Below are 21232 nucleotides of genomic sequence, written 5' to 3'. Positions count from 1 at the left end.
CTTGATCAATTCAGATTCAGCCCGAACAGAATCCCAAACCAGGGCTGTCGATGATAAATCCAAGAGCTTTGGTTGCGATCAAATAAATGATCCAGGCCAGCCGCCAGGCCAACGTTAAAGATGCTGGCATCGTAAATGACGGCTAATCCAGCATCCGCGATCACCCCTTCATATTCGTCGGTAACGAGCCCCCGGGTAACTGTGCTATTGATAGTCGACGAGCCAATACCCGCAAAAAAGCCGTATCCTATTCCTTGGCTTACTACGTGCCGACGGACTAACGACGGGCTGATCCGCTGCGTCTGGTAGCGGTAAAAATCAATGCGCCGACCGATGTACAGAGCCGCATTAAAATTGGAGTTAAGCTGCGGAGGTACACCCGCCCGCGCCGGACGAATCTTAAACGGTAAGGTGAATACATCCACATCAGCCTCAAACCGATAGAAACGCAACGAGTCCACTTTGTTAATGGGTATGGCGATCGGCGTAGTAGCCTGTGGCCTCCAGAGTTGTAGGGTATCCTGTTGCACCAGTACATAGACAGGCTTTTCGGGAAGCCCATACCGGGCAGCCTTACGAACCCGGTAATAATCAGAAGTCAGGGTTGAATCCTGAAACGTCCGGCAACCGGCCATCAACGCCAGGCCGACGAAGACCAATCCCAGTGTACGGATCGACCGAAACATGCCCTATGTAGTTTTCTGATCTGTAACGACAATCTCCTCAATAACGACCGAGTTGGCTGCCGGATCCATCCGTTCCAACATCATATCGTCTACGGGACGTACCACCAACGGAACCAGCTCGGTCAAGACGTTCTGCGAATCCAGTCCATACGCTTCCTTATCGGATATACCGAGCCGTTTGAGCGCGAAGTAAGCGTTCATGGTAAACGTATCAAAAGCTTGTAGGTCATTCTCGTAGGATAAGAATCGGTTGATGATGATGAATTTGAAATCGCCAATGATGTTGTGCTGCTGCAGGGAGCGGTAGCGACTAATGATCGTTATCTCGCCACGACGTACCATATCTTCGACGACTCGTTTGAACAGCAGATTGATACGCGGCTGCACCCGAAAGCCCAGCCGGAACGTAATGCGCACTACGTCTTCGGGAGCCAGAATATCGACGGTATATTGAGCGGTGTACGGCTCATCAACCAGATCGACGTGAATGAGCCAGTATAAGTCCGCCCGCTTGGGCTGACGCTCCATGATTGACGTAATGATATGATCCTCAACCATCAGCGGATCATCCGAAGACGTTAGAAAAACCAGATTCGTCGCGTATTTGGGTACGTCCTGGTCATTACTGAGGGCCTGAAGAATAGGCAGGTGATCCTTGAGACTGACGTATGAAGTTAACCGGCGTTTGATTCGGCTGCCTCGATACCAGATGTACATGATGCTGATTATGATCAAACCCAGCATGAGCGTTACCCAGCCGCCATTGGCAAACTTACGTAGGTTTGCGGCCAGAAATGCTCCCTCGATGGCCAGATAGACCGTTAGCAGACTAAGTACTATGATGAGATTGACGCGCCGGGAGTAGAGGTAATACGAGAGCAGCACGGTGGTCATCAGCATAGTCAGGTTTACTGATAGCCCAAAGGCGGCTTCCATATTCTTGGATTCCCGGAAATACAGCACGACCCAGATACAGCCCGCCATAAGCAGCCAGTTGAAAGCCGGAATATACACCTGCCCACGCGCGTCCGATGGGAACACGATCCGTAGCTTCGGCAGCAGCGTCAACCGGAAAGCTTCTGAAACAAGGGTAAATGTACCGCTAATCAGGGCCTGGCTGGCGATAATAGTGGCCAGTGTGGCTATACCAATAGCGGGCAGCATGAACCAATCAGGAATCAAGCCAAAAAACGAGTTGGCTTCGCCCAGGGGTCGGCCCTGGTGCTCGAGTAGCCAGGCTGCCTGACCCAGATAGCACAGAATCAGACACAGCTTGACGTAAATCCACGAAACCTGTACGTTTCGGCGACCAACGTGGCCCATATCCGAGTAAAGTGCTTCGGCCCCTGTCGAGCACAGAAATACGCCACCCAGCAGCCAGAACCCGTGATGATGTTCAGCAACCATTCGGTACGCATACACCGGATTCAGCGCCCGGATCACCGATGGATCTTTGAGCACCTGCGCAATACCAATAACGCCGATCATCGTGAACCATACCATCATGATTGGACCAAAGGCGGTACCCAGCCGATCCGTACCAACTTGCTGTACCGTAAACAGGAGGACCAGAATCGCCAGCACGATCGGGACCGTAGGCAAATCGGGGTACAGAGGGCGTAAGCCCTCAATGGCCGATGACACCGAGATCGGCGGAGTAATGATACTATCGGCAATCAAGAAGCTCCCTCCAGCAATGGCCGGAATAAGCAGCCACTTTGCGTACTGCCGGATGAGCGTATAAAGCGAAAAAATACCGCCCTCCCCGTTATTGTCGGCACGCAGGGTGAGCAGGACGTATTTAAGCGTGGTCTGGAACGTAAGCGTCCAGAAGATCGCCGAGGCCCCGCCAAGCGCGAGCGTCTCGTCGACAACATGATCTTCGATAATGGCCCGATACGTATACAAAGGCGACGTACCGATATCGCCAAAGACGATACCCACGGCGACTAACAGGCCGCCAGCGGTGAGCCGATCCAGGTTGTGGTTGTGAGATGATTCTGTTGCTGTCATACCAGCTTTAAAGGTAAACAGCTTTTCAATGTTCTATTACGTGTTTCATGGCTCACCTTTCTCAATTTGAGAAAATCCGCCTTTCATTTTGAGAAAGCTATACCGCGCTGAAAGCCGCTCGCCCGTTTTAATAATTTACTACCCCCTCATAATCAAAGAATTGCCATGCAGAAAAAATAGAATCAGCTGTTTGGCACTGGGTTAGCAACGTAGTGAATACAAACCAAACGTATTCTCTACAATGGGGACTCTCCTGCTTTTACTGCTCTCGGCACTGCTGTGCTTTGCTTTCTTCTATGGCTGCATCGAGTGGTTCGAGAAAATCTAATCCATTATTGACATGATCACCCTCGTTTTCATTGCTGCACTGCTAGTCTTCGCGTACATGCTGTACGTCCTGATTAAACCGGAAAAGTTTTAACTCTGAACGCATATGTTTACTGAATGGATGGGCGTAGTTGTGATGTATGGACTAACAGTCCTGCTGGCGATTCCGCTAGGCAAGTATCTTGCTACTGTATTCAAAGACGAACCATCAACGTTCGACTTTTTGAAACCGCTGGAGCGGTTGATTTATCGCCTGGGCGGGATCAATCCCAGCCAGGACATGACCTGGAAACAGAACCTGGTTGCCCTGCTGACCATCAACGCACTCTGGCTGGTGTATGCTTTTGTCTTACTGGTAACGCAGGGAAGTCTACCCCTGAACCCAGATGGGAACCCCTCGCAAACACCTGATCTGGCCTTCAACACAGCGATCAGTTTTCTGATTAACTGTAACCTACAACACTACTCGGGCGAATCGGGCGCTACGTATCTGACGCAGCTTGGTGTGCTGATGTTCCTGCAATTTGTGTCGGCGGCAACGGGTATCGCAGCCGCCGTCTTACTGTTCCGGTCGTTCATGCCCAAAACCGTCGAAACGGTCGGCAACTTCTACGTCTTTTTTGTCAAGTCCATTACCCGACTACTGTTACCCGGTTCATTGATTATAGCGCTTGTTCTGGCGTTTAATGGCACACCCGCCAGCTTTGATGGCAAGGATTCTGTTGTCACGATGCAGGGTGATACGGTTGGTGTTTCGCGCGGACCCGCTGCGGCTTTCATTGCCATCAAACACTTAGGTACCAACGGCGGTGGCTGGTTTGGGACAAACTCGGCCCACCCACTCGAAAACCCGAATTACCTGACGAACATGGTCGAGATGATTGCCCAGACACTCATCCCAATTGCGATGATTTTCGCTCTAGGCTTTTTCATCAATCGCAAACGCTTTGCCTGGGTCATTTATGGCGTCATGACCATCGGGATGCTATTACTGTTAGTACCTATTATTGTTAGCGAACTAGGCGGCAATCCGGCTATCGCGCACATGGGCGTAGCCCAGTCAACGGGAGCGATGGAAGGCAAAGAAGTACGTTTTGGACCGCTGGCGTCGGCGTACTGGAGCATCGTGACCACCATTATTTCAACGGGTTCGGTCAACTCCATGCACGATTCTTCGATGGCTATGTCGGGCACGATAGAACTACTGGGCATGATGGTAAACGCCTTCTACGGCGGGGTCGGCGCGGGGCTGCTCAACTTCTATTACTTCCTGATCATCGCTGTCTTTGTGGCAGGTCTGATGGTCGGACGAACACCGGAGCTGTTCGGGCGTAAGGTAGAGGCACGGGAGATCAAGATTGCCTCGCTGGTCGCGCTGTTAAGTGCCCTGCTGGTAAAAGGCGGCACGGCCCTGGCGGCCTGGCTTATCATCAACTATGGGGATGCGTCGTGGGCGGTGAAACCCTCGGCCTGGCTGAACAACCCTGGTTTCCACGGCTTCTCGGAAATACTGTATGAGTTCACGTCGTCTAATGCTAACAACGGCTCGGGCTTCGAAGGACTCGCGGACAACAACTTCTTCTGGAACTTCGCAACAGGCATCGTACTGATTATGGGCCGTTACATCCCCATCATTGGTCCGGTGGCGATTGCCGGATTGTTAGCGCGGAAGAAGTACGTACCGGAGTCCTCGGGAACGCTGCCGGTTGATACGCCAACGTTTGGTTTGATGATTTTCGCGGTCATTTTCATCATTACCGCTTTATCATTTTTCCCGGCACTAGCCCTCGGACCATTAGCGGAGTATTTCAGTCTGAAGTAAGTTGCTGAGCGATGTAAGTAAGCACCTTCCCTAATGTCATCGGTTCAGAAGGTTGAATGTTCTCCTCCGAACCGACATGCTGGTGGTGGGGCGAAGTTTCGAAAGAAACGGGGTGCGCGTTGTCCCAGCGGTGAATGAGTCGATTGTCGGCGGTTTGCCAATGATAAGCGTAATCAGTCCATTCCGGGTCAACTACGTAGTTTTCCCGAATGTGCAGAACCGACTTGTCTAAAAACGTGATCCGACCACGTATCTGTGTGATATCAGGACGCTCAATGGGCTCCAGCGAGGTCGAGGCTGTGATGATATGACTAAAGGCGGCTAGTACTTGACTCATTTCACTAACTGCGCCAAGCGTTTAGCTACCCCCCGTAATACGATAAGTTCAGCCCGCCAGTCCATAATGTCATCCTCACGCTCGAACAAGCCAAACTGAGTAAGTTCATTAAAACGACGGTAAAACTCTTCGTACGCCATGCCGTACTTCGTTTCAAAAGCATCGATTCGTTCACTGCAAACTTTAAGCTCGTGCAATAATTCTTCCTGCATCTTCTTGATGGCATAGTCGGTGCTCGATGAATAGCCCGCTTTATGAAAAACCTGCTCGATAGACGCTTGCTCGACAGTCATACATCAATCTTTTTTCAAAACTAACAAAAATGCCAAAGCAATCATCCCCCACCCTATTCCAACGCGACCTTGTTGGAACGGCCATACGGGAATCATTTACGAAACTAAATCCAGCAGTCCTGGTCAAAAACCCGGTCATGTTTACCGTCGAAATCGGTACGCTGATTATGCTGCTGGTAACAAGCTACATCGCGCTGACGGGCGACACAACGCAGGGAACCCTGGGATACAACATCGCCATCACGGCTATTCTACTAGCAACGGTTCTCTTCGCCAATTTCGCGGAGGCCATTGCCGAAGCACGGGGCAAGGCTCAGGCCGAATCGCTGCGCAAAACGCGTGAAGAAACGCCTGCCAAGATCATTCGACTGGGCGGCACTCCGTCTGTCGGTCAATTCACGTTAGGCGAGGTCGAAGTTATCCCATCCTCACGGTTGAAAAAAGGCGATGTGTTCCTATGCGAAACCGGCGACATTATCCCTTCCGACGGCGAAATCGTTGAAGGGTTGGCAACCATCGATGAGTCGGCGATCACGGGTGAATCGGCCCCGGTTATTCGAGAAGCGGGTGGTGATCGCTCCTCCGTAACAGGCGGTACAAAAGTGCTCTCTGACCGCATTAAAGTGCTGGTGACAACGCAGCCTGGCGAATCGTTTCTGGACAAAATGATCGCTTTAGTTGAAGGAGCGAGCCGCCAGAAAACGCCGAACGAAATTGCGCTGACTATTCTGCTGGCGGGCTTTACGTTGATTTTTGTCATCGTCTGCGTGGCGCTGAAACCTTTTGCTGATTACGCCAGCACCCCGATTACGATTGCGGCCTTGATTTCGTTGTTCGTCTGTCTGATTCCAACCACAATCGGTGGGCTGCTATCAGCCATTGGTATTGCCGGTATGGACCGGGCCCTGCGAGCCAACGTCATTGCCAAATCAGGACGAGCAGTCGAAACCGCCGGGGATGTCGATACACTCCTCCTCGACAAAACAGGTACGATCACCATCGGCAACCGGAAAGCAACCAACTTTTACCCGGCTCCGGGTGTGAGCCGGACCGATATGGTGCGGGCTAGTGCCCTCAGTTCGCTCGCCGACGAAACGCCGGAAGGAAAGTCAATCGTTGAGCTAGCCGGAACAGACGTAACGCGATCGCTGTCTATTGAAGGCGCGACGCTGATTAAGTTCACTGCCGAAACGCGGTCGAGTGGTATTGACTTGCCGATTCGTGGCAAACAAAGCCTAGAAACAAACGGGCATTTCGGCAGCAGTCCTGTTATAAGCGAACAAGCAATGGCGGTTATGCGCATCCGCAAAGGGGCGGTTGATTCTATCCGGGCGATTGTGCAACGGGCAGGTAACCCATTTCCAGCGGAGACCGACGCAAAAGCCAGGGAGATTGCGGCTAACGGTGGTACGCCCCTAGTGGTGAGCGAAAACGAGATCGTGAAAGGCGTTGTCGAATTGCAGGACATTATCAAACCCGGCATTCAGGAACGGTTTCAGCGGCTACGTAGAATGGGGGTAAAAACAGTAATGGTGACGGGCGATAACCCTTTGACGGCCAAATTCATTGCTGAGAAAGCGGGAGTTGACGACTTTATCGCCGAAGCCAAGCCGGAGGACAAAATGAACTACATCCGTCATGAGCAAACCGGTGGTAAACTGGTGGCGATGATGGGCGATGGTACAAATGATGCTCCGGCGCTGGCACAGGCCGACGTGGGCGTAGCCATGAACAGTGGTACGCAGGCGGCCAAAGAAGCCGGTAACATGGTCGATCTCGACAACGACCCAACCAAACTGATTGAAGTCGTTGAAATTGGTAAGCAGTTGCTGATCACTCGCGGTACGTTAACGACCTTCTCGATCGCCAACGACGTAGCCAAGTACTTCGCTATCGTCCCGGCTTTGTTCATCAGCTCCATCCCGGCGTTACAAGCCTTGAACATCATGCATCTGCACAGCCCTGAATCAGCCATTATGTCGGCGGTCATCTTCAATGCCATCATCATTCCGATGCTGATCCCGCTGGCGTTACGTGGGGTAGAGTACAAACCAATCGGTGCATCGGCACTGCTACGCCGGAACTTACTGATCTACGGCGTAGGCGGCATTGTCGCGCCGTTCATTGGCATCAAAATCATTGACTTAGTCGTGGGCCTGTTTGTATAAAGTAAAGCGGGTGGAAACCCGCATTCGTAATCAACCTTTCAAAAAAGGCGGGTTTCCACCCGCTTTACAAGTATGAAAACTCACATTGGACCAGCTATTCGACTAACAATTGTCATGCTGGTGTTGCTTTCCGTCATTTATCCACTCGTCGTTGCTGGTATTGCTACGCTGGCCCCCGGTGGTGGCAAAGGCGAAACTGTCTCTGTGCATGGTAAAGTCGTCGGCTATAAACGTATCGGACAGGCCTTCACTGAAGATCGCTACTTCAACAGCCGTCCGTCGGCCGTCGGCTACAATGCTGCGGGGTCAGCGGGGTCAAACAAAGGCCCGAGTAACCTCGACTATCTGAAAACCGTTCAGGCACGTATCGATACGTTTCTGGTGCATAATCCTGGGGTTCGCAAAGAAGATATACCGGCTGAACTGGTAACCGCTTCGGGTAGTGGTCTTGATCCCGACTTATCGCCAGCTGCAGCCAAAGTTCAGATCGCCCGCCTTGCCAAAATACGCGGCATTAACGCCGACCAGTTGAATCGACTCGTCGACGAGCATACTCAAGGGCCTCTGTTGGGACTTTTTGGTCCTCCGACTGTGAATGTTCTGGAATTGAACGTCGCCTTAGATGCGCTAAAGTAGCTACGTAGTAGCACAGAACTGGGCAGTGACCAGTCATCGACCAGTTCTGTGCCACAAGACATAACAACGAAACTCCCGCTACGGCGGCTTGTGAAATGAACCGTTTTTTTAAGATGTCGGCCTTAGTCGTCGTCCCGTTATTCAAGGCTTTTGCTCAAGTTACAGATACGACTACCGCTTCGGTGCCCGCCCAGGCGGCAACGACGGTAGAACCAGGTAGCGGATTGACGTTTACGGGTTATGTGGAAGCCTATTACTCGCACGATCTTACAACACCGAAAACTGTACAGGAGCGGCCAAATTTCCTGTACAATTTTCGGCGGAACCGGGAGGTAAACGTAAACCTGGCGTTTCTGAAAGGGGCTTACGTGAGTGACGCTGGGGCCAGCCATCCAGTGCGGGCAAACCTGGCCGTTCAGGTCGGTACGTATCCGCAATACAACTACGTGGCTGAGCAGGAACTGGTACGGAATATCTTCGAAGCGAACGCCGGAGTGAAGCTGAGCAAGAGCCGCGACCTATGGCTGGACGCGGGGATATTCTCATCGCACATTGGTTTTGAAAGTGCGGTTGGCAAAGACAACTGGACGCTGACGCGGAGTATGGTTGCCGAAAATTCGCCCTATTATCTGTCAGGAGCTAAATTGACGTATAACACCGGAACGGCGGACCGCCCCAACGGTAAATGGACGTTTTTGGTATCACTCGTAAATGGCTGGCAACGTATTAAGCGATTAGATGGGTATTCGGGTCCGTCGGTCAGTACACAGATACAATACCGTCCTTCAGATAAAGTTACGTTAAACTGGAGCACCTTCCTCGGATCAGATCGACCCGATTCGTTGAAGCAGAGCCGGATGTATCATAACCTGTATGCCATCATTCAACCGGGCAAAGTAGGGCTGACATTAGGGTTTGATATCGGCTCGGATCGGAAACCGATAGTAAAAGGGGCTCGAGTCGGCAACGGGCGTTACGTCTGGTATACGCCCGTTGCTATTGTGCGCTACAGTCCTGGCGACAAAATTCGGATAGCCGGACGAGTTGAGTATTATGACGACAAAAACGGGGTTATTATCGCTACTGGAACGCCGGGCCAACCCAGTGGCTTTCAAACCTGGGGTTATTCCGTGAATGTTGACTATGCAATCACCCAGCAGGCGTTGTTTCGAATCGAAGCGCGTACATTCAGCAGCAACGATGCCATCTTCCAGACTGACAATGGTACCAGCCGCACCAATACAGCCTTAACAACCAGTTTAGCCGTTAACTTTTAGCCACTGGCTTCGCCGTCATTTTTGGTCATTGAGTCATTCGTTGCACTCCGATTTCTGATTCCATCAATGACTACAAATAACGGCGAAGCCAATGACAATAAATGTCAATGAACAACGACCGCGATCAATCTGCTGAGCACTTCCTCCGGCTCATTCAACAGTCCCGCCGGGGGAAATTCAAAATTTACATTGGCATGAGTGCGGGGGTTGGAAAATCATACCGAATGCTTCAGGAAGCGCATGCCTTACTACGTAACGGAATTGATGTTCAGATTGGATTTATTGAACCACACAACCGGGCTGAAACCCTGGCGCTGGTGGATGGTCTGCCGATCATTGCCCGGCGCAAGCTGTTCTACCGGGGGCGCGAACTGGAGGAGATGGACGTGCAGACCATTTTGAATACGCACCCAGAACTCGTCATTGTCGACGAACTGGCGCATACCAATATTCCCAGTTCCAAAAACGAAAAGCGCTGGCAGGATGTCATCGAGATTCTGGACGCAGGTATCAACGTCATCAGTGCGGTTAACATCCAGCACATTGAGAGTTTGTACGAGGAAGTGCATCAGATCACCGGCATCGACGTAACGGAACGCGTACCGGACAAAGTACTGCACATGGCCGATGAAGTCGTTACTATCGACTTACCTGCGGATGAGTTAATTACCCGGCTTAAAGAAGGAAAGATTTACGACAAGACGAAGATCGAAACGGCGCTACGTAACTTTTTTCAGCCCGAAAAAATCTTACAACTTCGCGAGCTGGCGCTCAAGGAAGTGGCCGGGCAAGTCGAGCGAAAAATCGAAACGACCCTGCCGCCCGCAATCCAGATTAAGCCGGAACGGTTTATGGCCTGTATCAGCACTAACCATCAGACCGCCCGAATGATCATCCGCAAAACGGGCCGTCTGGCGTCGTATTACCGGTCGCGGTGGTTTGTGCTCTACGTACAGACACCCGCAGAAGACCCCGACCGGATTAAGCTGGATGTGCAGCGGCATTTACTTAATAACTTAAAGCTGGCTACCGAACTGGGAGCCGAAGTAATTCAGGTGAAAGGAACGAATATTCCGCGCTGTATTGTCGAAACGGCCGAAGAGCGGAAGATCACGACTATTTGCATCGGCAAACCGCATATCAATTTGATCCGGATCATTTTGCGGACGAACCTGTTTAACCAGATGCTGAATAAGTTGTCGCAGTCCGACACTGACCTGATTATTTTGTCGTAAAACGGAGAAAAGATAAAGAATGAAACATAGAAGCTGTTTAATACTTCTTTTTCGCGTGGTTTTGTCATTCCGACCGCAGGGAGGAACCTTCTGTAGCTGGAAGTTTTGCCTTTAGAGAAGATTCCTCCCTGCGGTCGGAATGACAGAAAACGGTTCTATTTCTATCTCGTCCTCTGCGTCTTAAATAAGTTCACAGCAGAGCTCTCCCCACTCCTCCTATTTTCCCTCTTATCCTTCAAAAAATGACCATTAAAGCCAAAATATCGCTGGGTCTGGCCTTTATGTTCGCCATCATTCTGGCTCTGGGCGGTTTAGGAGCGTACTACCTCAACCAGCTTTCCAGCGACGCCCGCGCTATTCTGAAAGACAACTACATCTCGCTGGAATTCACCAGTGAGATGCAGAAAGCATTACTGGATTATAAAACGAACCCGAGCGCCATTCAGGTTTTTGAGCTCAACCTCCGGAAACAGGAACGTAACGTAACAGAAACTGGTGAAGAAGAACTAACCCAGGCCGTTCGACGCGATTTTAACCGGCTCAAAGCCGGCGCTTCTGACTTGCTGACAGTTAACCGACTCCAGAACAACCTGTTACAGCTCGATGCTTTAAACCGGCAGACCATGTTCCGCAAGAATAGCACCGCCGAACAAACCGCGAACGACGCCCTGGTTTGGCTGGCCTTTGTCGGTACCCTGTGTTTTCTGGTCGTTTTTTCGTTCATCATCAACTTCCCCGGCTACATTGCCAATCCACTGCGGGAGCTGACGCGAGGCATTAAGCAGGTAGCCAGCCGCAATTTTGAAGAACGGCTGCATTTCCGATCCAGCGACGAGTTTGGTGAACTCGCCCGCTCATTTAACTCCATGGCCCAAAAGCTGGATGAATATGAGCACAGCAACTTAGCCCGCGTCCTGTTTGACAAAAAACGGATTGACACCCTCATTCAGATCATGAGTGACGGCATTATTGGTTTGGACGAAAAACGTCGAATCTTGTTTGCCAATCCGGTCGCCTGCCGATTGCTGGGCCTCAGCGAAGCGCAACTGTTGGGCAAATATGCTCCTGATGTAGCGTCTATCAACGATCTGATGCGAACGCTCATTCAGGAGCTCATGACGGATGAACCCTTAACGAAGGAAGGGCGGCTATTAAAAATATACGATGTTGACACGGAAGGTAAAGGCAAAGAAAATTACTTCAACAAGCAGATTCACACCGTAGACGTTACCCGAACCGGCGAGGACGAATCGCAACTGGCAGGGTACGTGATTGTCCTGAAAAACGTCACGCCGTATCAGGAACGCGATCTCGCCAAAACCAACTTTATCGCAACGGTTTCGCACGAGCTAAAAACGCCTATCTCTGGTATCAAGATGAGCCTGAAGTTACTGGATGATCAGCGGATCGGCGGGTTAAACGACGAGCAGAAGCAGTTGGTCAGCCATGTCCGCAACGATGCCGACCGGCTGCTGAACATCACGGGCGAGCTTCTTAACATGGCACAAGTCGAATCGGGACAGATTCAGTTGCAGTTTCAGCCCGTAGCGCCCGCCGATATTGTTGCGGTTGCAACGAACGCCCTGCGAACAGCGGCCGAGCAAAAGCACGTTCAGTTTGCGGTATTTGTACCGGCGGATTTACCCGCCGTGAAAGCCGACCCCGACAAAGCCTCCTGGGTCTTGATCAACTTTCTCTCCAACGCGGTTCGACATAGCCCCGAAGACAGCCGCATCGACGTATCGGTGTCGATCGTGCCTGATCGTAACCTGGTTGATTTTCGCGTTCGTGATTACGGAACCGGTATCCGTCCGGAACACATGGACCGTGTATTCGATCGGTATTTTAAAGCACCGGGACGTAATGGACAGACGAGTGGCACAGGATTAGGATTAGCTATTTCCAGCGAGTTCATTCAAAGTATGAACGGCACCATCGGTCTCGACCCGAGCGTCACTGACGGGGCAGCCTTCTCTTTCCGTCTTCCCTTTGCCTAACGTATTGTGGAGTCTTTCGACAGCCCTCCCGGCGCAGCAACATGTCGACTTTCTCCTGAAGCAGCCGGATTTCACCTTCGGCTTTCAGGTTGATTTCATAATCCCGGCGGGCCCGATCGCGGTCCCGTTCTTCCTGGCGGTTCTGACTCATCATAATAACCGGTGCCTGCAACGCAGCCAGGCACGACAAAACCAGATTAAGCAGAATAAACGGATAGGGGTCGAAGCCTCTGTTTGTGAACCACCAGGCGTTGAGGCTCATCCAAAGAACAATAAAGCCAAGAAAACTCAGAATGAACGTCCAGCTCCCGCCAAAGTCGGCGATCTGATCGGCCACGCGTTGCCCAAACGTCAAATTCGAGTCGGGGTTAAAAGCCGCTATTGCTCTGCTCGATGCAGCCACCGCTGGCCGGTCATCAAGGCACCGATTCATATACGGCAATAGCCGATTAAGGGAAATGTAACTGTTGGGCGAAAAGGCCGGAAAATCAGCGTTAATTTCCCGTAACAACTCCGGATGCAACTGCTCGCCTAATACAGCGGCCTCGATAGCTACCGATTCGCCCGACAGGTTGCACAACACATTAATGATATTCTCCATAGCCCTGACGACTCAATGCTGAGCCAGCACCTGCCGGTACACATCTTTATACACCCGTACCGCGCCTTCGTCGTCAATATCGAGCAGGTTGTAGATAACCAGAACAGGCACGGCTTTCGGTAAACGTATCGTTTGCGGAGTCATTGCTTTCGCGCAGCTCGTTAGGTAAGCCGGGCTGAGCCGAGCATAGCCCAGCAAGGCATTAGCCAGTTCAACCGGCTTTTCGACCCGAATGCAGCCGTGACTTAGCCACCGGTTCGACTGCGTAAACAGCTCGCGATGGTTGGTATCGTGCAGGTAAATGTCGTACGGGTTGTTGATAGTAAATTTGAGAATACCCAGCGCATTGTCACACCCGGTTGATTGGCGCAATCGATACGGAAACGCACCTGTCGACACAGACCAATCAATGCCGACCGGATCAACCACTCGTCCCCTCCGGTCGATTACTTGTAGCTTCATCGCGTCGAGCGTAGCAAGTGGGTTCTTCTTGATTTTAGGCAGTAATTCCTTCACCATGATCGACCGGGGCACGTTCCAGTACGGATACATGACCACGTCCGTCAGGGAAGCCGTGAAATAAGGCGTTGGCGTACCAGGTTTACCAACAATAACCCGGCTGCTGACCAGCGTTTTGCCCTGCCGGTCGACCAGCCGCAGACTAGCCGCGGGAACATTCACGATAACGCGTTTTTCAGCCGGAAAGCGGTTCAACCAGCGGTACGTATTCAGACTGGCCTGGATCTGCTCAATCGTCAGCGAATCCTCCATATAATCGTCCACCAGACAACGCCAGCAGTAATCTTTCAACTGCCGATAGCGCCGGTCGTGTGATTCGAGCGAATCCAGCAGCGAACACCAGTCGCCACCGGCTACAAACAACCCAACCAGTCGGTTCAATCGACTGGTATCAATACGTTCCGCCAGACCCTGGTAACTCAGCCGTGGGTTCGGTTTACCCCAGATAATCTGATTAAAGTAATTGGTCAGGCAGGTCCGATCGGGCGTAGTGCATACGTTCTCAACGCCAATCGTCTCGGCGTACCGATGCAGTCGTGACCAGTCATCGGTCGTTTGCGCCCGAACAAGCGAGGGTAAACAAAGGCAGGCAAGTACTACAGATCGGAACATACAGGAGCGAAGTTGAAGGGCCGGAATCGTCACAAAGGTCAGTAGCACCGACTCGCTCGTTCCTGATGCTCTTCAGCCGTATAGCTAAACTTTATCAGGCGGTAGCCTAACGAGAATCATGTTACCGATGCCCTCACCTGTCCACCTTTGTTTCGTCATTCAGCAGCGGATAAATCGCCTTCAGCCATCCCTCGTTTCACCATGATGTTCGAACCTGCTACCCAATCCGTGGCCTTCGTATTACCATCTACGTTCTTAAAGGCCGAATTAACCTTCACCCGAACCCCCGATTCGCTCGACGATATTCGCGTCCCCATAACGCCGGGTCAGGCGTCACGCTATGTTGTTTCCACGGCCCGGCTGTCGAAAGGCCGCTGGCGGGCACGACTCAACTGGTCGACGGGGCAGCAACAGTACCACGACGAGCAGGACATTTTTGTTTGACAAGCTCGCTCAGACCGGCCTAGAAGTCGATGCGGTATAAAAAGACCGGCAAAAAGCCCAGTTGGTATTCCTGCTTGATGAAGCTACCGTCGGGCTGGGGCGCGTAACTCAGCGACAGAATGTTTTTCACACCCAATACATTCACAAAATCGACCGAAATGGTGTGGGTCAGTCCCCGCCGGTCAGCCGTACCCCGATTGATTTTGTAGTCGATCTTGATATCAAACCGCTTGTAGGCATCGAACTGAAGCGTGTTACGTCCTTCACTCTGGTAGATAATTTCCTGGTTCGATCGCGACGCCTGTTCATCGACCGGACCGTACCAGCGTCCGCCCGTGGTGGTGAACTTGGCACCCAGATTCAACGACGACCGGCGAAAGACGAACTCACGGGCCATCAACGCGTTAAAGGCGTATCGTCCGTTGAAATCGGTATTGCGCAGAACCCCGTCCGAACCTTTATACTTCGCATCGAAGAGCGAACCGGTAATCAGGAAATAGTAGTGATTACTGAAAAACTTCTCGAGGGTTAACTCCAGCCCATAATTCCGGCCTGTTCCGGTGTTCATAACCGGTCCGGGGAAAATCCGGACGAAAGCCGCTCCGCTGTTCAGCATCGAAAACGACGACCGCTGCACCTCGACCGGTACGTTAAACAACCGCTGGTAATAAGCCTCGATCAGCAACCGCAGGTTGGTTCCGAGCAGTCGCTGATAACCCGCTACGTAGTGCCAGCTCTTTGTCAAACCCATGTTGCGGTTCACCTGCTGATCAACGCGGTTTTGCCCCCGCAAATCGTCCCCATAGAAGTAGGTATAGATGGGTTGAATCTGGCTGTGTAACCCCGCGGCCAGGCTAATTTTCTGGCGGTTAGGCAAGTCCCAGCTTAGTCCAAGGCGCGGTTCAATGGGCGATATGCTCTTGCTGTTTACGGTAAACCACAGCGCATTCAGCCCGGCCGTTAGCGTCAGGTTTTCCGTCAGCCGGTTGCGGTAGCTGACGTAGGGCTGAGCCAGCGCAAAGACCTCACTTGTGTTCCAGCGCATGCGCCAGGACGTAAACTGGGTCGAACGGAGGTCTATAAACGTTCGTACACTGTCGAACGCCCGGTAGTGGTATACATCGAAGTTGAGTCCGGCTTTGATCGTAGCCCGACCGCTGATCTTGTGGTTGACAAACGTGGACAACGACGTTTTGACCTCTGAAAACCGATAGTCCAGTACAGGACGTAGTGAATCAACTACGTAGCGGCTGTTCAGAACGATTGGGTTATTGCTGCCATCTTTTCGCATGAACAGGTAGTCATGGTTAGCCACCTGAGCATTCCCGGAAACGGCCAGCGTAGCCTGCCAGAACGTTTGTTTGGTCAACGGCCGGGCATAGGTCAATCCCGCTACGCCCATGCGCGAGGTGTAATATTGATCGCGGTCGTTCTGTCCGAATATGTTCCGGTCTTTCACTTCCTGCTGACTGATAAGGATATTCACGGTACTGGTTCCCCCGAACGCCCATAGCGACAGGTTACCACCCGGCTCACCGTTACGTCCCTTGAGTGGAAAGTTGAGTCGAACGAAGCCATCCTGATACGTTGGTACGGCCTGCGTGCCAATGTCGATGCCCAGCTTATTAAACAACCCCAGATTGGCGTACCGATACGTAGCCAGATATGACGATTTCGACTGTCTGGAGAGCGGCCCTTCCACCATAGCCTCGGTTCCCAGAAAGCCAAATTGCAGCATCTTTTCGTGGCGCTCGTTGTTGCCGTTCCGCAGCTTCAGGTCAAAAACGCCCGCAACGGTATTGCCGAACTCAGCCGGAAACGCCCCCGTAAAAAAGTCGGAATTAGCCAGGTAGCGGTTGTTGATGATGCTGACCGGCCCGCCCGACGTACCGGCAATGGCAAAGTGATTCGGATTGGGAATACTTACGCCATCAACCCGCCACAAAACCCCCTGAGGTGAATTCCCCCGAATCACAATATCGTTGCGGGAGTCGTCGGCCCCCTGTACGCCCGCGAAGTTAGACGCCATGCGAGCCGGCTCACCCCGACTACCCGCGTAGCGATTGGTCTCCTCGACCGAGAACTGGCGGGCCGACACCACCGCCATCTCATTCCGCGCTTCGCCGGTACGTTGCGCCTGCACCGATACCGCAGCGAGTTGCTGAATGTCTTCCTCGAGTTCAAGGTCTATGATTTTTTCGCGACCAGCATCCACGACAATATCATTCAGCAAAACGGCCTTGTAACCGACCAGCGTTACGTTCAGGGAATGTCGCCCTACCGGAATTCCGGTCAGGCGAAACACGCCCGCCGTATCAGTCAGCGTTCCTTTCGCGACATCAGGGACCTGCACGGTAACGCCAACCAACGGGAATTTAGACTCTTTGTCAACGACCCGCCCCCGCAGCTTCTGGCTGATCTGGGCGCTAACCGCCGTAGAGAGAACAAGGAACCCGGCAAAAAACAGAATCGTCAAACGGGACCGTGACGAAGCGAAAGTCGTAACCATTATGGGCGTGCAGAAAAAGCTGGTGACAAGTTTAAGCGAAAATCTGGGAAAACGCACAGCCACAGGCTATGTAGCACTTCCGTTAAGAATTGACTTATGCCGTTAGTACGACGTATACGGAAATCGTTCTACCGAATAATTAATTTCCCGACCACACACTACGTTATTTATGATAACGCTTTGTAAATAAGTAACTTGTGTGTTACTTACTTCTCCTGTAACTAACAGAACCGGTTTATGATTGTCCTCCAGTTCTCCTGCCTTGACCCCGAGTCGAAATACCAGGAATGTATGTATGGCACACCCGTTGAAGACCTTCAATCTGGTTTTGAGGCCATTACGTCGCTGATTAATGAAGGCTGGCAACTGCTGCAGATCCAGTACCGGTATACGACACAAGGTGCCACCAGTTGGATAAATCTACCGTCAGAAGCCTTCGACGGCCAGCCGATCAAAGAACCCATCGAACGTTTACAAGGCGAATGGGAGCACATCTTATACAGCACTAACAAGCAGCCCTAAGTCAGTGCGGAACTAGCTGAAACCGGATCGTTAACATCGTTCACAGGAACACCCCTGCTCCCATCTATCCGTCTGACAAGACCATCCATTCGCGCGAGCTCGTTCGCATCTCGTTACAAGATGGCTCGCAATCTACCTCAGTCATCACAGGTCAGATCTCTAACGGGTGAGCGTGCTACCATCTACTCACATGACCAGCGCGTAGTAACTATATTTCAGATTAAGTTGACAAAGTATACTATTGAGCAAAACAACGTAGGATTAACTTAATGACAGAACTTGAACAGTTACCCGAACACTTGAAAAGTATTACACCCACCGATTGGAATAAGTTATTCGAATTGATACCCGAAATCGAATCAACCGAAAAGTTTGGTGAAATTAAGGGCGGAGATGCACTTCCTGATGGTTCTATTACAATGCCTTACTGGAGTTCTACGAACATAGTAGACAAGTTCTTCCATGCTGTAAATGATTTGGATATAGTGCCCGTGTACAACTGGGCTTCTTGGCAAGAAGGAAAGAGTTTGCTAGACGACAACAGCACTGATTATAACAACTTACCTATTGAAACGCTCTGCAAGCTCCTCACGGTAATTATTCGGGCTGACCGATTCAGCGATGGGTATCTGGTTAGCATGTTCGCAAATGGGAACATGCTAAAAATTATTAAAGCAATGAAGTATAATAGAGAGCGGGCTATTCAACTTTAAGAACAGCGCTGGTCGGGTCGCGCGGCAATACGTTAAACCAACGACTCTACCCAGCAGGTATATAAAGGTTAAAGCACGTTTATTCAGTCAAGTGAATGACTCCCTATCAGCTACTGTCGGTGTTGGATGTTCCGGCCAGCATGCTGGAAAGTAGCGTGATGGTAGGAGCGTGTGCGACAGGCTGCACAGTTCGACAGAGCGATTTTGAGTTGTATGCGACACTCAAAGCGCCGTATATAAAACAGGGTTAGGCACGTAGGGTTCGACAGGCCAACCGCCATAGACAGATTAGCGATGAATACCAAACGGATAATTTTAGGATTTGGCTTACTTTTATTAGTAGCCGCTTTTTTAGTTGGACCGGCGGCTTTTGACATTCAGCTTTATGACACATACTACGTCATTGGCTGGGGAAGTCTGTTCAAGGGTATAGGCTTGTTGTGTTGCCTGATAGGAGGAATTTACGTCTTGCTTGGCCGTCGCGTTAATCGGTAATAATAAGGCTCTGATCGATTCCCTTCGCATGACAGGAAGCTCATACCGAAAACAATTTGACAGTATATCCAAACGAGAATAAAAAAGGTTGCAACAATGCGCGTCAAATCAACGAACTCGCTTATCACTGACTCTTCATGGCGGTAGATTATATAAACAGGCCTATCAAGAACACCTAGCTGAAAAAAGTGTAGTTTCAGGGCATGAATGTTCTGACAATTGACCAGCCGGTACCGATCTACAGATTAGAGGATGATCCAATTCTGGGCGGTAAATTATTCAGTATGGTTCGGTTTGAGGGGATGTTGACGCACCAGTCCGATCTGCTGATTCCGCACCGCAAGGATTATTTTCTACTTGTTTTCATCCGGCGGGGCAGCAGCCGTCATTGGGTGGACATGAGGCCCTACGTAATCAAAGACAATACGTTTCATTTCTCTGTACCCAATCAGCTCGTCGTCAAAGAAGAGCCGGAACCGCTATGGGGCACGGCTATGGCGTTTACAAACGAGTTTCTGGCCTTGCAGGAAAACGCTTCACTGAGCGCACTGCCGTTGATCCGAAATCCACAAAACGCTCACGAGTTGCGGATTTCGGAGGTTGATGTGGCCTTTACAGAGGATATACTGGAAAAAATCTATGCCGAGTACAACCGTCCCGGCGAGTGGCAGCAACGCATGCTGACTGCCTACCTGACGGTGTTGCTCACGTACCTGAGCCGACTTTATTCAGAACAGTTGGAAAGCCAGCCCTTTTCGACCGACAAGCTTCTGCTCAGAAAATATCAGACCGAAATCGACGAGCACTATCGCGAACTGCACCAGGTGAGTGAGTACGCTTCATTGCTCAACGTATCGGCGGGGTATCTGAGCGAGGGGGTAAAGGCCCAGAGCGGCAAACCGGCCATTACGCACATCCATGAGCGATTGGTGCTGGAAGCCCGGCGTCTGTTGTTCCATACCCAACATTCGCTAAAGGAGATCGCCTTTGACCTCGGCTTTTCGGAGGCTTCCTACTTCAACCGCTTTTTTAAACGCGAAACCGGCGTAACTCCGGCTGAGTACCGAACCAATATCCGCAAAATGTACCAGTAATACCGATGGATGTGTTCCAGCCGGGCGCTCAGAGCCCGGTACTTTTGTACTGTCAAACAATTTTATACAATGAAAACAGTACTCATAACCGGAGCAAACAAAAGCATAGGCTTTGAAACGGCCAGGCAGTTATTACAACAGGGCTATTACGTATATCTGGGCAGCCGCGATGCGCAAAAAGGCCAGCAGGCGGTAGACCAGCTGAAGTCAGAAGGGTTCGACAACGTAGAGCCGATCGTGATTGACGTTGACAATGTTGCGTCGATACAGACTGCTCGGGAGACGCTCGGCCAGAAAACGAGCACACTTGATGTGTTAATCAACAATGCAGGTATCAGCGGTGAGTTGCCGCAGCCATCCCTGGAAACCGATATCAGCGTATTCCGGCAGGTATTTGAAACCAACTTCTTCGGGGTAATCGAAGTGACGCAGGCGTTCATTGATCTGCTGAAGCAAGCTATAGAACCCAGAATTGTCAACGTTACGTCGGGATTAGGCTCGCTCACCCTGCATACTGATCCTAACTGGAAGTATTACGCGGTTAAGGCCTCATGCTACGCTTCGTCGAAAGCAGCTCTGAATGCGTATACGATTATGCTGGCGTATGACTTGCGCGATACCGCGTTTAAAGTGAATGCCGTTGATCCGGGCTATACGGCTACCGATTTCAATCACCATAGTGGTCCCGGTACGGTACCCGATGCCGCAGCCCGGTTAGTTAAAGCGGCTACGTTAGGCCCGGATGGCCCAACGGGTCAATTTTTCAGTGATGATAATGCTCCTGACACCGGAATCAGCCCGTGGTGATCAATGAGAAACTTGCTTCGTGTGATTTGAGTGAGTTTCAAGTTTTGAAATAACACAATTAAAACTAGACTTATACCTCGGTATCTTTTGTCATCCCTCCTTTGGTCGGGATGACAAAAGCGGCT

20 protein-coding genes are annotated in these 21232 nt (G+C 51.3%); 13 read left to right on the top strand and 7 right to left on the bottom strand.

Features of this window, described 5'->3' with window-relative positions:
- Nucleotides 1-5: 5 nt before the first annotated feature.
- Complete coding sequence (locus ACYVIY_RS05320; protein ID WP_460975258.1) at nt 6-686, bottom strand: hypothetical protein; 681 nt, start codon at nt 684-686, stop codon at nt 6-8.
- A 3-nt stretch (nt 687-689) separates the two neighbouring features.
- Nucleotides 690-2699: a KUP/HAK/KT family potassium transporter gene (locus ACYVIY_RS05315; protein WP_460975257.1), complete on the bottom strand. Its 2010-nt coding sequence runs from the start codon at nt 2697-2699 to the stop codon at nt 690-692.
- A gap of 340 nt (nt 2700-3039) precedes the next feature.
- Between ACYVIY_RS05315 and ACYVIY_RS05310 the strand changes: the two genes are divergently transcribed.
- The gene (locus tag ACYVIY_RS05310; RefSeq protein ID WP_114408399.1) at nt 3040-3120 is read left to right on the top strand and encodes a potassium-transporting ATPase subunit F; all 81 of its coding nucleotides are present in this window, start codon (nt 3040-3042) and stop codon (nt 3118-3120) included.
- A 12-nt stretch (nt 3121-3132) separates the two neighbouring features.
- Nucleotides 3133-4848 carry a potassium-transporting ATPase subunit KdpA gene (gene kdpA, locus ACYVIY_RS05305; protein ID WP_460975256.1) on the top strand — a complete coding sequence of 572 codons (1716 nt, stop codon included), beginning with the start codon at nt 3133-3135 and terminating at the stop codon, nt 4846-4848.
- Here kdpA and ACYVIY_RS05300 read toward each other — a convergent pair.
- Nucleotides 4835-5185: a toxin-antitoxin system TumE family protein gene (locus ACYVIY_RS05300; RefSeq protein ID WP_460975255.1), complete on the bottom strand. Its 351-nt coding sequence runs from the start codon at nt 5183-5185 to the stop codon at nt 4835-4837. The genes kdpA and ACYVIY_RS05300 overlap by 14 nt on opposite strands.
- Nucleotides 5182-5478 (bottom strand): hypothetical protein, encoded by a 297-nt coding sequence (locus ACYVIY_RS05295; protein ID WP_460975254.1) that lies wholly within the window; start codon nt 5476-5478, stop codon nt 5182-5184. Before ACYVIY_RS05295 ends, ACYVIY_RS05300 begins: the two co-directional genes overlap by 4 nt.
- A 29-nt stretch (nt 5479-5507) precedes the next feature.
- Here ACYVIY_RS05295 and kdpB point away from each other — a divergent pair, with 29 nt between their 5' ends.
- The 5 genes from kdpB (at nt 5508) to ACYVIY_RS05270 (ending at nt 12791) form a co-directional block, all read left to right on the top strand.
- Complete coding sequence (gene kdpB / locus ACYVIY_RS05290; RefSeq protein WP_460975253.1) at nt 5508-7646, top strand: potassium-transporting ATPase subunit KdpB; 2139 nt, start codon at nt 5508-5510, stop codon at nt 7644-7646.
- 72 nt (nt 7647-7718) lie between these two features.
- On the top strand, nt 7719-8282 hold the full coding sequence (locus tag ACYVIY_RS05285) for a K(+)-transporting ATPase subunit C (RefSeq protein WP_460975252.1): 564 nt from the start codon (nt 7719-7721) through the stop codon (nt 8280-8282).
- 95 nt (nt 8283-8377) lie between these two features.
- Nucleotides 8378-9559 (top strand): porin, encoded by a 1182-nt coding sequence (locus ACYVIY_RS05280; protein WP_460975251.1) that lies wholly within the window; start codon nt 8378-8380, stop codon nt 9557-9559.
- Between the two features lie 107 nt (nt 9560-9666).
- Nucleotides 9667-10794, top strand: a complete 1128-nt coding sequence (locus ACYVIY_RS05275) for a sensor protein KdpD (RefSeq protein ID WP_460975250.1) — start codon at nt 9667-9669, stop codon at nt 10792-10794.
- A gap of 242 nt (nt 10795-11036) precedes the next feature.
- Nucleotides 11037-12791 carry a sensor histidine kinase gene (locus tag ACYVIY_RS05270; RefSeq protein ID WP_460975249.1) on the top strand — a complete coding sequence of 585 codons (1755 nt, stop codon included), beginning with the start codon at nt 11037-11039 and terminating at the stop codon, nt 12789-12791.
- Here the strand turns inward: ACYVIY_RS05270 and ACYVIY_RS05265 are convergent.
- A complete protein-coding gene (locus ACYVIY_RS05265) occupies nt 12748-13392 on the bottom strand; it encodes a DUF1003 domain-containing protein (RefSeq protein WP_460975248.1) in 645 nt (214 codons plus the stop codon). The genes ACYVIY_RS05270 and ACYVIY_RS05265 overlap by 44 nt on opposite strands.
- A gap of 12 nt (nt 13393-13404) precedes the next feature.
- Nucleotides 13405-14523 (bottom strand): L,D-transpeptidase family protein, encoded by a 1119-nt coding sequence (locus ACYVIY_RS05260; protein WP_460975247.1) that lies wholly within the window; start codon nt 14521-14523, stop codon nt 13405-13407.
- A gap of 201 nt (nt 14524-14724) precedes the next feature.
- Here ACYVIY_RS05260 and ACYVIY_RS05255 point away from each other — a divergent pair, with 201 nt between their 5' ends.
- On the top strand, nt 14725-14967 hold the full coding sequence (locus ACYVIY_RS05255) for a FixH family protein (RefSeq protein ID WP_460975246.1): 243 nt from the start codon (nt 14725-14727) through the stop codon (nt 14965-14967).
- A gap of 19 nt (nt 14968-14986) precedes the next feature.
- On the opposite strand, the gene ACYVIY_RS05250 is transcribed toward ACYVIY_RS05255, so the two are convergent.
- Nucleotides 14987-17476: a TonB-dependent receptor gene (locus ACYVIY_RS05250; protein ID WP_460975245.1), complete on the bottom strand. Its 2490-nt coding sequence runs from the start codon at nt 17474-17476 to the stop codon at nt 14987-14989.
- A gap of 237 nt (nt 17477-17713) precedes the next feature.
- On the opposite strand from ACYVIY_RS05250, the gene ACYVIY_RS05245 reads away from it, so the two are divergent.
- The 5 genes from ACYVIY_RS05245 (at nt 17714) to ACYVIY_RS05225 (ending at nt 21107) form a co-directional block, all read left to right on the top strand.
- Nucleotides 17714-17998, top strand: coding sequence for a hypothetical protein (locus ACYVIY_RS05245; protein ID WP_460975244.1), 285 nt, complete (start codon nt 17714-17716; stop codon nt 17996-17998).
- 269 nt (nt 17999-18267) lie between these two features.
- Nucleotides 18268-18711: a DUF6508 domain-containing protein gene (locus ACYVIY_RS05240; protein ID WP_460975243.1), complete on the top strand. Its 444-nt coding sequence runs from the start codon at nt 18268-18270 to the stop codon at nt 18709-18711.
- 95 nt (nt 18712-18806) lie between these two features.
- The gene (locus ACYVIY_RS05235; RefSeq protein WP_460975242.1) at nt 18807-18962 is read left to right on the top strand and encodes a hypothetical protein; all 156 of its coding nucleotides are present in this window, start codon (nt 18807-18809) and stop codon (nt 18960-18962) included.
- 447 nt (nt 18963-19409) lie between these two features.
- Nucleotides 19410-20300, top strand: coding sequence for an AraC family transcriptional regulator (locus ACYVIY_RS05230; RefSeq protein ID WP_460975241.1), 891 nt, complete (start codon nt 19410-19412; stop codon nt 20298-20300).
- A gap of 69 nt (nt 20301-20369) precedes the next feature.
- A complete protein-coding gene (locus tag ACYVIY_RS05225) occupies nt 20370-21107 on the top strand; it encodes an SDR family oxidoreductase (RefSeq protein ID WP_460975240.1) in 738 nt (245 codons plus the stop codon).
- Nucleotides 21108-21232: the final 125 nt, after the last annotated feature.

This window comes from Spirosoma knui (genome assembly GCF_054780635.1).
This window is presented reverse-complemented; position numbering and strand designations above follow the sequence as displayed.